The sequence below is a fragment of the Maribellus sp. CM-23 genome (assembly GCF_021354595.1).
Classification (GTDB): domain Bacteria; phylum Bacteroidota; class Bacteroidia; order Bacteroidales; family Prolixibacteraceae; genus Draconibacterium.
The window spans coordinates 842,106-854,394 of sequence record NZ_JADWYJ010000001.1; the positions used below are offsets into that span (position 1 = coordinate 842,106).

Annotated in this window: 10 protein-coding genes; 5 read left to right on the forward strand and 5 right to left on the reverse strand. The window is 44.0% G+C overall.

Going from position 1 to position 12,289, the window contains the following annotated elements; all coding sequences use genetic code 11:
- Positions 1-59: 59 nt before the first annotated feature.
- Positions 60-2,726 carry a YncE family protein gene (locus INQ51_RS03310; RefSeq protein ID WP_233376468.1) on the forward strand — a complete coding sequence of 889 codons (2,667 nt, stop codon included), beginning with the start codon at positions 60-62 and terminating at the stop codon, positions 2,724-2,726.
- Here INQ51_RS03310 and INQ51_RS03315 read toward each other — a convergent pair.
- Both INQ51_RS03315 and INQ51_RS03320 read right to left on the reverse strand, forming a co-directional pair.
- On the reverse strand, positions 2,723-3,250 hold the full coding sequence (locus INQ51_RS03315; protein ID WP_233376469.1) for a DUF6265 family protein: 528 nt from the start codon (positions 3,248-3,250) through the stop codon (positions 2,723-2,725). The genes INQ51_RS03310 and INQ51_RS03315 overlap by 4 nt on opposite strands.
- A gap of 29 nt (positions 3,251-3,279) precedes the next feature.
- The gene (locus tag INQ51_RS03320) at positions 3,280-4,116 is read right to left on the reverse strand and encodes a VOC family protein (RefSeq protein ID WP_233376470.1); all 837 of its coding nucleotides are present in this window, start codon (positions 4,114-4,116) and stop codon (positions 3,280-3,282) included.
- A gap of 208 nt (positions 4,117-4,324) precedes the next feature.
- Between INQ51_RS03320 and INQ51_RS03325 the strand changes: the two genes are divergently transcribed.
- A complete protein-coding gene (locus tag INQ51_RS03325) occupies positions 4,325-5,329 on the forward strand; it encodes an aldo/keto reductase (RefSeq protein WP_233376471.1) in 1,005 nt (334 codons plus the stop codon).
- A gap of 506 nt (positions 5,330-5,835) precedes the next feature.
- On the forward strand, positions 5,836-7,623 hold the full coding sequence (gene lepA, locus INQ51_RS03330) for a translation elongation factor 4 (protein ID WP_233376472.1): 1,788 nt from the start codon (positions 5,836-5,838) through the stop codon (positions 7,621-7,623).
- Between the two features lie 66 nt (positions 7,624-7,689).
- Here lepA and INQ51_RS03335 read toward each other — a convergent pair whose 3' ends face one another.
- The 3 genes from INQ51_RS03335 to purN all read right to left on the reverse strand — a co-directional run bounded on the left by INQ51_RS03335 (position 7,690) and on the right by purN (position 10,597).
- Positions 7,690-8,379, reverse strand: coding sequence for a response regulator transcription factor (locus INQ51_RS03335; protein ID WP_233376473.1), 690 nt, complete (start codon positions 8,377-8,379; stop codon positions 7,690-7,692).
- Between the two features lie 2 nt (positions 8,380-8,381).
- The gene (locus tag INQ51_RS03340; protein ID WP_233376474.1) at positions 8,382-9,923 is read right to left on the reverse strand and encodes a sensor histidine kinase; all 1,542 of its coding nucleotides are present in this window, start codon (positions 9,921-9,923) and stop codon (positions 8,382-8,384) included.
- A 104-nt stretch (positions 9,924-10,027) separates the two neighbouring features.
- On the reverse strand, positions 10,028-10,597 hold the full coding sequence (gene purN / locus INQ51_RS03345; RefSeq protein ID WP_233376475.1) for a phosphoribosylglycinamide formyltransferase: 570 nt from the start codon (positions 10,595-10,597) through the stop codon (positions 10,028-10,030).
- Positions 10,598-10,781: 184 nt separating this feature from the next.
- Between purN and INQ51_RS03350 the strand changes: the two genes are divergently transcribed.
- Together INQ51_RS03350 and fabF are read left to right on the forward strand one after the other, a co-directional pair.
- Positions 10,782-11,018, forward strand: a complete 237-nt coding sequence (locus INQ51_RS03350; protein WP_119436999.1) for an acyl carrier protein — start codon at positions 10,782-10,784, stop codon at positions 11,016-11,018.
- Positions 11,019-11,042: 24 nt separating this feature from the next.
- Positions 11,043-12,284: a beta-ketoacyl-ACP synthase II gene (gene fabF, locus INQ51_RS03355; RefSeq protein WP_233376476.1), complete on the forward strand. Its 1,242-nt coding sequence runs from the start codon at positions 11,043-11,045 to the stop codon at positions 12,282-12,284.
- Positions 12,285-12,289 lie beyond the last annotated feature (5 nt).

Consider the following 12,289-nt stretch of genomic DNA (forward strand, 5'->3'; position numbering starts at 1 on the left):
GAAATGAATGTTTTGAAGCCAAAACAAACAAATACCTTCACCAACCAATAAGTTCAAAAATGAAGTTTATCGTTCCATCTCTGCTGATTCTATTCTTTGCCGGCTTAGTCCTGAACGGCACGGCACAAACTAAAAAAGACAGAAAGCAACAGGCCAAACACCTGAGTACGTTTGAGCAGGAAACACTCACCTACGATAATTTGCCGGTACTGATGCCTTACAACCGGTGGATCGATCCGGCGGGCGAACAGCTTTATTTTGGCGATTCAAACCTGGAAAACCACGCGCTTGATTGTGCCGCATCTCCCGACGGGAAATGGGTAGCCGTGGAAGGACGGTATTCCGTTGTGATCATTTCAACCGAAAAAAACAAAATCGTTGAACGCGTAACGTTAAAAGATCTAGTTGGCGAAAGTGTGATGAATACTTTTTCGGGAATCAGCTGGCTTGGCGACGAACTTTTCGTTAGCGCTTCAGGGCGAGGAAAATCCTATGTAATAAAAGCCCACTGGAGCGGCCGCAAGTTAAAACTGGTTGATAAATACAGTTTTGATGCCGTGCCGCCTGCATCTTCAGCGCTTCCCAACGAACTGGCAGTGGAAAAGGAAAAGGGATCGACTGTGTTTTATGTAGCTTTAAACGGCAACAATCAACTGGTAAAGCAAAATGCCGAAACCGGCGCTGTACTCTGGACTACTGCAACCGGTGTCGCGCCTTACGGAGTGGTTAAAACGGCCGGAAAAATATATGTGACCAACTGGGGAGGTGCCATTCCCGATGAAAACGATAAAAATGTGGCAGGCGTTCCGTGGGGCTCGGCAAAAGTAGACCCGCAAACGGGAGCTACCCGCGAGGGAACAGTCTCGGTTTTTAATCCCGAGACCGGTGCCTTGATCAGCGAGATTATCGTAGACCTCCATCCCAATGATATCATCACAAGCCCTGACGAACGTTTTGTATACGTGGCAAATGCCAACAGCGACGCAGTTTCGGTAATCGACACAAAAACCGACAAAGTGATAGAAACCATTCCGGTGAAGCTGGGGGAACAAAAGAATCCTTACTTTGGCGATTCGCCCAACGGTTTGGGAATCACTTCGGATGGAAAGACTCTTTATGTCGCCAACGGAATGGACAATGCACTCGCTGTGATTGAACTTGGCAAAAATGCGTCGTCTGCCTCCAAACCGGCAGAGAGTAAGATCGCCGGTTTTATTCCTACGGGAGCCTACCCGGGAGGCGTTTGTGTGTTGAACGACTCGTATTTGTACGTGCCCAACATTGAGGCAGAAGGCGCCCGCATTTCCACTGTTTCAGAAGAAAGTGGACTTAAATCCTACAACAGTCACCGGATGATGGCTTCGGTTTCTGTTATTCCGGTTCCTGATAAATCGCAACTCGCCCAATACACCGAAAAAGTAAAAACTAACAACCAGTTTTTCAGGGTTGCCTTGTCGAAAAAACTTCCGCGGAAGAACATTGCCCCCGTGCCGGTCCCCGCCCGAATCGGAGAACCATCGGTATTCAAACACGTGGTATACATCATCAAGGAGAATCGCACCTACGACCAGATATTGGGAGACATGCAAGAAGGCAACGGAGAACCTTCACTTTGTAATTTTGGCGAACAAGTAACACCGAACACGCATAAAATCTGCCGCAACTTTTTACTGCTCGATAATTTTCACGCAGCCGGAAAATGTTCGGCTGAAGGGCACCAGTGGACCGACATGGCCATTGTTACCGATTATGTGGAAAAGAATGTGAGGGCGTGGTTCCGCAGTTACCCGCATGTACAAACCGATGCACTGGTTTATGCCCCCACCGGGTTTATCTGGGACAATGCACGCAATCACGGAAAAAGTGTGCGTATCTACGGAGAAGCTTGTGTGCCGCAATTTGACAAAGATGCCAGCTGGACATCCATCTACAACGGTTTCAAAAAGGGCGAAAAGTTTGAATTTACCAACCACACTACGATTGCGCCGGTGAAAGGCATTTTAAGTGAGAACTACCCGGGATATGACAGCCACAAAATACCGGATGTATTGCGTGCCAAAGTTTTTATTGATGAGTTAAACGAATATGAAAAAATGGAAGGCGACCAATGGCCGGAACTGATGGTAGTGGCGCTTCCGAACGATCATACAGGCGGTACGCGCCCGGGATTGCCCACGCCACGTGCCATGGTAGCCGACAACGATCTGGCATTGGGCCAAATTATCGAGGCCATTTCGAAAAGCCGTTTCTGGGAAAATACCGTCGTTTTTGTAACTGAAGACGATTCCCAGTCGGGATGGGACCATGTTTCTGCATACCGCACCGTGGGATTGGTTGTTAGTCCGTACACCCGTTTAGGCGCCACCAACCACACCAACTACAACCAGGTCTCGATGATACGCACCATCGAGCAGATTTTGGGAGTTCCGCCGATGAACATTCAGGATGCCACGGCTATGCCCATGTTTGATTGTTTCAGCACAACACCCGACAATCGCTCTTTCGCGTCGGTACCCAATAAAGTTCAATTGGATGAAATGAATCCGGATCTGTCCAAACTCAGCGGAACAGCACTTCACTTTGCAAAAAAAAGTATGCACCCGCAGTTTGACCGCGTAGATGCCGGAAACGATGCCCTTTTTAACCGGATTATCTGGTCGGCCACTATGGGAGATAAACCTTATCCCGCAAAGTACAGCGGGAAAGACGACGATGACGACGATTAATAAAGGGACGTTCCACCTTTAAACCGGTGATAGTTAAAACGCATTTCTTCTTTTTCCCCCTTTTCTTCCAGTACCACGTATAAGTTGATTTCGTCGTGCGATACCTTTTCAAAAGTAAAACCATCGAAATACACTTTCCCGGGTTCTACTTTTACCAGTCTGAAATCCACGGTCTCATCTTTCTCTTCCCAGCCTTTCAAATCCCCACGAAAATGTTTGAGTCGCAGGATAAGTGTTTTATTTTCTTCCGACAAGGTACACAACTCGTAAAATTGCACCTGGTTATCAACCACCAGCTTAAAGGCACACATCATAGACCCTCCCAACGGAGGCGTCCAAACTTCTTCTACAATTCCACCAAATGCTTTCCCCTGCCAATGTCCCGCCACAAAATCGAGGCATTCGAGCGTCGCTTCCGGGCTATCGGCTTCGTCATTGTAGGTCAACGTGTTTTCAAACTTCTCCTGGGCAAACGTTGCACTGCAAAAAAGTGCCATCATTGAGATAACAAGTAAAACCTTCATAAAATATTGTCTTAAATATTGGAAAATACTTAACTCACATCCAGCTTATCAATCTCGAATTTGCGCATGTTTTTGAATGACTCGAAAACCCGTGCTGCTTTTTCCGGATCACTCATCAGTTGATTCAGAATTTTCGGAAACACCTGCCACGAAACGCCAAATTTATCTTTTAACCAGCCACACATGCTTTCCTCCCCTCCTTCGGTCAACTTCTCCCAGTAATGATCGATTTCCGTTTGATCTTCGCACTCAACCACCAGCGAAACTCCTTCGGTAAAGCTATACTTATGTTCTCCCGGCCCGTCCATTGCAACCAAATCGGCGCCATTCAGGGTGAATTCAGAATACAGAACTTTACCTTCGTTGTCATCTCCTGCCGGGTATTTTTCCATGACCAGAGTCGTAACTCCGTCAAAAATACCGAAATAAAACTCTATGGCCTCGGCAGCTTTCCCGAAAAGTTCCCCCACAAAAAGCATCGACGGAACAATTCTTTGTTCTCCGTCTTTTCTTCCTGACGACGAGATTTGCCACGTCATTCCAAAACGGTCCTTCAACCAGCCGTACCTTTCGCTCCACGGATAAGTATCGATAGGGATAAGAACACTCCCCTCTTTTACCAGTTCATTCCAAATCCTGTCGGTTTCTTCCACCGAATCGCAAGTGGCAAAAAGAGAAATCGCAGGTGTGATGGGAAACATCGGTCCGCCATTTAATGCCATGTGTTTCTTTCCGGCAAGTTCGAAAGTAACCGCTACAGGGCTTTCGGAAATAATGCGCGAGTTCTTAAACAAGGAACAGTAAATTGAAGATGCTTCCTGCGCCTGATTGTCAAACCAGAGACAAGGATAAACGGGTGTTGTCATAGTTCTGTTTTTGTACATCCGCCACAATAATGTCCGGATGTGAATTTATTTCAGCAATATATGGAAAAACAAAACAGCGAAAAAGAGGGGCTATAGCAATTGAAAGTCTGCTGATTAGTAAAATGTTTTATTGAAATAAGACCCCGATTCATAAGAATGGAGTATATTGAAAAAGCTTTATCAGAATGAAACCAAAATTTTATATGAGATGAACGACAGAAGAACCTTTCTAAAATCGCTGGCAGGCCTCACGGCCGGACTAAGTCTTGCTCCATCGTCTTTTGCAAAAGCTTATAACTCGGATCGTTTGGGGGAAGTACTCCCCAAACGTAAACTCGGGAGAACCAACGAATATGTAACTATGCTTGGAACTGGCGGCTATCATGTTGGCTGGACAAGCGAGCGGGACGCGCAGGAGATTATTGAAGCGGCCCTGGAGGGCGGCGTTCGTTTTTTTGACACAGCGGAAAGCTATTCGGCCGGAAGAAGTGAGGAACGCTACGGAAAATACCTCACACCGAACTACCGCGACCTGGTTTTTCTGATGACCAAATCGACCGGGAAGGATGCCAAAACCGTGAGAGAACACCTGGAAGGTTCCTTGCACCGACTACAGGTTGACCAAATTGATCTCTTCCAGGTACATGCGGTTTCAACACCTCAGGATGTGGACAACAGGATTTCCAACGGCGTTTTGGACGTTTTATTAAAAGCCCAACAGGAAGGAAAAGTAAAGTACCTCGGATTTACCGGGCATCAAAATCCGTTTGCCCACAAACGCATGCTCGAAAGAAGTGCAGAAAGCAATATGTTTGATACCGTACTGATGCCTGTGAATGTGCTGGATCAAACCTATTTCAGCTTCACCCAAAATGTTCTTCCGGAAGCCATGGAACGAAACATGGGCGTTCTGGCGATCAAATCGCTGGCCGACGGACGCTTCTTCGCCACTAAAAAAGAAGCGGGCTGGACCACGGAAGACCCTCTCATTCCGAATTACCTGAGTATTAAGGAAGCAATGCATTTTGTTTGGTCATTGCCTGTAACAGTGCTGATTTCGGGAAATGAAAATGCCACGTACATGCGGGAGAAAATCGCATTGGCACGGTCGTTTACTCAACTCAATGCCGAAGAAAGATTGGCACTGATTGAAAAAGTAAAGGAAATTGCTTTAACAGGAAAAATAGAATACTTCAAACAGAAAGAGTCATAAAAAGAAAATCCCGGGGTCAACACCCCGGGATCAAAACTAAACCTAACTAAACCAAACTTATGAAAAAACAGCAAATTGCTGTGAAGTATCTTTATTGTTTCTAAAAAACTGTTTTCTGTCTGACAGTTTAATTGTTTTCATGCTGCAAAACATTTTACAATTACCATGCCAAAAAAATAATCCAAATCCTATTTTATTGAAATGCGATCCACTTTTAACAGTTTTTTACATCTCATCAACTCTCAATCATTTTTTTCAAGAACGTATCAATGTATCTTACAAAAGTCGGACCCAAACAGAGGCTCAAATCTTAATAAATCATAAAAAAGAGAACACAATACTTGAACTCTGATCTCCGGGCAACGTATCATCTTATTATAAAACCGTTTAGCGGTGCCAGAAAATTACCAAGCTGGCTATTTAGACACATTGTAATTTGAAAATTTAAATATCTTTGCGGCAAATCGAGAAAGCCTGCTTTCGAAAAGTTTATAATGGTTTAGTAAATGGAAAACATACGTAATTTTTGCATCATCGCACATATTGATCATGGGAAGAGTACCCTTGCCGATCGACTTTTAGAATTTACCAAAACGATTGGCGAGCGTGAAATGCACGCCCAAGTACTTGACAGCATGGATCTTGAACAAGAGAGGGGCATTACCATTAAAAGTCATGCCATCCAAATGGACTATCAGTATGAAGGCAAAGATTTCAAACTAAACCTGATTGACACACCCGGACACGTTGACTTTTCTTACGAAGTTTCGCGTTCGATTGCTGCCTGCGAAGGTGCTTTGCTGATTATTGATGCAACGCAGGGAATCCAGGCACAAACCATTTCGAACCTTTACCTGGCCATTGAACACGACCTGGAAATTATTCCGGTATTAAATAAAATGGACCTCCCCAATGCCATGCCCGAAGTAGTGGAAGAGCAGATCATTGACTTGATCGGCTGTGACCACGAAGATATTATTCGTGCCAGCGGAAAAACAGGAGAAGGTGTTGAAGAGATACTGCATGCCATTATTCATAAAATTCCTCATCCGAAAGGAGACCCCGAAGCTCCATTGCAGGCCTTAATCTTTGACTCGGTCTTTAATTCGTTCAGAGGAATTATTGCCTACTTTAAAATCATAAACGGCCAGATCCGCAAAAAAGACATGGTTAAGTTTGTGGCTACCGGGAAACAGTATGATGCCGACGAAGTAGGTGTGCTAAAACTCAGCCTGCACCCAAGGGATGTTTTGGGGCCGGGAGACGTAGGCTACATTATTTCCGGCATAAAAACTGCGAAGGAAGTTAAAGTTGGAGATACCATTACGCATGTTAGTAAACCTTGCGACAAAGCCATTGAAGGTTTTGAGGAAGTAAAGCCGATGGTATTTGCAGGGGTTTACCCGATTGATGCGGAAGACTATGAAGACCTGCGTGCGGCAATGGATAAATTGCAGCTCAACGATGCATCGCTGACATTTGAACCGGAATCTTCAGCAGCGCTTGGCTTTGGGTTCCGTTGCGGATTTTTGGGGCTGTTACACATGGAAATCATACAGGAGCGACTGGAACGCGAGTTCGATATGAACGTTATTACCACCGTCCCCAACGTTTCCTACCAGGTACACTTATCGGACGGGACCACACAAACGGTTTACAACCCTTCCGGAATGCCTGCTGCAAGTACGATTGATGAAATTGACGAGCCCTACATCCGGGCCAACATTATTACCGCATCCAATTTTATCGGCTCGGTGATGACACTTTGCCTGGAAAAGCGCGGAGAACTGGTCAGTCAGAATTACTTGACCGCTGAACGTGCTGAATTAATTTTCAACATCCCCCTGGGAGAAATCGTTTTCGACTTTTACGATAAATTAAAAAGTATATCAAAAGGCTACGCTTCGTTCGATTATCACATGAACGGATACAAACCGGCCAAGCTGGTTCGTTTAGATATTCTGCTGAACGGAGAAATGGTAGATGCACTTTCAACCTTGATCCACTTTGACAATGCCTATAACTTTGGGCGTCGCATGTGCGAAAAGTTGAAAGAATTAATTCCCCGTCAACAGTTCGACATCGCAATCCAGGCAGCAATCGGAGCAAAAATCATTGCCCGCGAAACCATTAAGGCCGTACGAAAAGACGTAACTGCCAAGTGTTACGGAGGGGACATTACCCGTAAACGAAAACTGCTGGAAAAACAGAAAAAAGGAAAAAAACGAATGAAACAGGTTGGGAACGTCGAAGTTCCGCAAAAAGCTTTCCTTGCTGTACTTAAATTAGATTAATACATCAACGACATATAATGAAAAAGCCCGGTAGTTCCGGGCTTTTTCATTATATATTATACACAATTACATAATCAGCTTATAACCTTTTCCGTGTACATTTATAATCTCCACGGTTGGTTCGTCTTTCAAATGTTTACGAAGCTTGGTAATGTATACATCCATGCTTCGGGCATTAAAATAGTTGTCATCGATCCAAATCGACTTTAATGCATAGTTTCGTTCCAGAACTTTATTGGCATTCTGGCAAAGAAGTTTCAGCAATTCCGATTCTTTCGTTGTCAGTTTTACTGATTCGTCACCTTCAGTAAGTGTCTGTTTCCTTGTATCGAAAGTAAAGCGCCCCAGCGTAAATACCTGCTGCGCACCCGACTGACCTTCCTGAGAAGTCCTCCGAAGAATGGCTTCAATGCGCATAATGAGCTCTTCCATGCTAAAGGGCTTGGTAATATAATCGTCGGCACCAATTTTGAAACCTTCCAGCACATCTTCCTTCATGTTTTTTGCCGTCAGGAAAAGTACGGGAATATCTGCATTTACAATCCGAATGTCTTTTGCCAATGTAAAGCCATCTTTTTTGGGCATCATAACATCCAGAATACAAATATCATAATGCTCTTTCATGAATCCCTTGTAAGCGGCTTCTCCATCGGGATATAAATCAGCATCAAAGCCTTTGGCAATCAGGTATTCTTTTAACAACAGACCTAAATTCTCATCATCTTCAGCAAGTAATAATTTTGTTTTTTGTTCCATGGTTAATTATTTATTTGTGGGAAATAGATTTTAAACTTCGTCCCTTTGTTTAAAGCACTTTCAACCTTTATGGTTCCGTTGTGCAAATCCACAATTTTTTTCACATAACTCAGTCCCAACCCAAAGCCCTTCACATCGTGTACATTTCCGGTAGGAACCCTGTAAAAACGATCAAAAATCTGATCATGGTGTTCCTTTTCAATTCCTATGCCATTATCTTGTACCGATATCATTATCTTATTCTTCCGGTTTTCCGTTCGCACCCAAATCTCAGGATTTTCCCGGCTGTATTTCATCGCATTATCCAGCAAGTTAAAAATAACATTGGTAATATGTACTTCATCTCCTTTTATTACAGCGTCCTCTGCCATAATCTCGGTATGCAATATTCCATTTTTATTCTTCACCCGAAGCTCGAAATTGGCAGTAACTGTCTCTATCATCTTATTTACATCAAACTCCCGAAGCTTCAGTTTTAAGCGGCCTTCGTTAAAAACTGCCATCTGAAGAACTTTTTCCACCTGAAAACTAAGCCTTTTGCTCTCCTGAAAAATCACCTTTGACACATGTTCGATGGTAGAAGGAGTATTCGCAATACTACCGTCCTGCAACATCTGGCTTGCCAGCGAAATCGTCGAGATCGGCGTCTTCAACTCGTGTGTCATATTATTTATAAAGTCATTCTTGATATTCGAAAGCTTCTTCTGCCTCAGAATGACAAGAATTGCATAGGCAAAAATGGCTATCAGCAATCCAGTAAGAATAATGGTCGGAATAATGGTCAACCCGGTCTGGCGGAATAAGTAACGTTTCCGATGTGGAAAATAAACGTTCAGATAATTGGGCTTGGGTCCGTAATAATCGTTCTGAAATAACAGCTGCGGATATTCTCCCCTATTTTTAGGATTATAATCACTATCACCAAAAAGAACGGTCTCTTTAGCCATGGTTGAATTCTTGATGGCATATTTGTATTCCAGGTCAATCCGAAATTGTGCCATCGCCGCATCCAGGAAAGCTTTTACCCGGGTCGAATCGATGCGCTCTTCTAGCGGCATATCTTCCAGCGCTATCTTATAATTCCACCAATCAGCGTTACGCAACCACTCTTTCCTCCGGCGTTGTTGCTCCAAACTCTGCTTCATAAAGCCTTCCACTCCCATCACCGAAAGAGAATCAGAGGGATCGCCAACCTGAACTTCGTATTGCTCTTCAAAGCGGCTAACAACTCCCTGATTGGAATAACTGAGACTAAAGCTTAGCGTTCCTCTCGCCGGACTGTTGTAGGGAAATACATTTCCAAGTTCTTCTTTTTTCCCGTTCATTCCGGGAAGTTCTCCCCGCCGCGCATACTCTCTCGCCAATCGTTGCTCATCCAAATCCAATTGAATAGCAACCATGTTCAGCGCATTTTGCACCAGCTGGTCAAACTGCTCCTCCCGAATATCGGAAGCAGACTTGATCATAGTAGTCTGTACCAAAATCAAACCTGAAAGCACAATGGCCATCAGTACAATCAGCGTTATCAGCATTTTACGACTCATGCTCCAAAGATAAATTGATTAAAAAGCCCTGATTTCGCCCCTTAACATTATTTAACAGGATATGTTAAATTGTAGAATTTATTAACCACCAGCCCCTGTCTTTCTTACTTCTCGCTTAACACCTGTGCAATTACCTGCGGGAAATACCGGTACTCCAACTCATGCACCTTTGCCGCCACCTGCTCTGGCGTGTCTTCGGGCAAAACAGGACATGTGGTCTGAAATATAAGCTTCCCTTCGTCGTAGTTCTCGTTCACATAATGGATAGAAATTCCCGATTCCTTTTCCTTGTTTTCCACCACAGCCCGGTGAACATTCATTCCATACATTCCTTTTCCGCCGTATTTAGGCAAAAGTGCCGGGTGTATATTAATAATAGGAAAAGACGAAACCAGGTTTTCGGGGATCAGCCAAAGAAATCCGGCCAGCACAATCAGGTCCACTTTACGTTCTCTTAACGTATCCGGCACCACATCAGTTTGGTAGAATTTTTCGCGGTCAAATACAAACGTGTCCACCCCAAAATTACGGGCACGCACCAAGGCATAAGCATCGGCTTTGTTCGACCACAACGAATCCACCACAACATCCTTGTTATCAGCAAAATATTTAAAAATATTTTCGGCATTCGTACCCGATCCGGAAGCGAGAATTGCGATTCTTTTTTGGCTCATTTTTTATTGTCTATTTTGATTTCGAACTTTTAAACAAATAATTCAAATTTAGGCATTTAGGGTATAAGATACTTGCCGTGTTAACATCTTTTTTAAAGATTTTCTTGGAAATTTCGAGCGTAAATGTATTACTTTGCAGCGAATTATTTAAAACAAAAATTAGTATTAATTAAAATTAAAAGTTATGTCTGACGTTGCAGCAAAAGTAAAAGCTATAATCGTTGATAAGCTAGGTGTTGACGAGAGTGAAGTAGTTCCTGAAGCTTCTTTCACCAATGACTTAGGCGCTGATTCACTTGACACCGTTGAATTAATTATGGAATTCGAGAAAGAATTCGATCTTGCTATTCCGGACGACGAAGCAGAAAAAATTTCTACTGTAGGTGAAGCAATCGCTCACATCGAATCTGCCGTTAAGTAATCTGACTCATATTATTTTTCATTTATGGAATTAAAACGGGTAGTAATAACCGGTGTTGGTACCGTTAATCCATTGGGTAACTCCGTTCAAGAGTACTGGGAGAACCTGAAAAAAGGAGTGAGTGGGGCCGGTCCCATAACTCACTTCGATGCTTCGAAGCATGTTACTCAATTTGCTTGTGAAGTAAAAAATTTCGATCCTCTTCTTTACATTGACAAAAAGGAGGTTCGCAAACACGACTTGTTTACACAATACGCGTTTGCGAGCACTGCCCAGGCCATTGAAGACAGTGGCCTCGATTTGGAAAAGGTTGACGGTGACCGGGTTGGCGTTATTTGGGGAGCCGGAATTGGAGGCCTACAGACTTTCCACGAGGAAGTTCGCGCCTACAGTGAAGAGCGACCACGCTTTTCACCGTTTTTTATCCCGAAAATGATTGCTAACATTGCCGGAGGATTGGTTTCGATCAAGTACGGATTCAGAGGTCCGAACTACACCACTGTTAGTGCGTGTGCTTCTTCCACCCACGCTATTATCGATGCTTTCAATACGATTCGTATGGGAAAAGCCGATATGATAGTGACCGGAGGTTCTGAAGCTGGTGTAAACGAAGCCGGAGTAGCAGGATTTAATTCCATGCGCGCACTCTCAACCCGCAATGACGATCCTAAAACTGCTTCGCGTCCTTTTGATAAAGACCGCGACGGTTTTGTTATTGCTGAAGGCTCTGCAGCATTTATTCTGGAAGAATATGAACATGCTGTAAGCAGAGGTGCTAAGATTTATGCAGAAGTTGCCGGGGGCGGAATGTCAGGAGATGCTTTCCACATGACAGCACCAGATCCCGACGGAAAAGGCGCCAGCCTTGTGATGAAATGGGCAATTGAAGATGCGGGAATTAAACCCGAAGATGTGGACTACATCAATGTTCACGGAACATCGACTCCCCTGGGAGACATTGCCGAACCAAAGGCGATCATTAAAACCTTTGGAGATCATGCTTATAAACTTAGCATCAGTTCTACCAAATCAATGACCGGCCACCTTTTGGGAGCTGCCGGAGCGGTAGAAGGCCTTGCCAGCATTTTAGCCATTCAAAATAGCATTATACCCCCTACGATCAACCATTTTACGGACGATCCTGAGATCGACAGCAAGTTGGATTTTACATTCAACCAGGCCAGGGAAAGGGAAATTAATGTTGCCATCAGCAACACCTTTGGATTTGGTGGTCATAATGCTACTTTGGTTTTCAAAAAATTTTAGAAAAC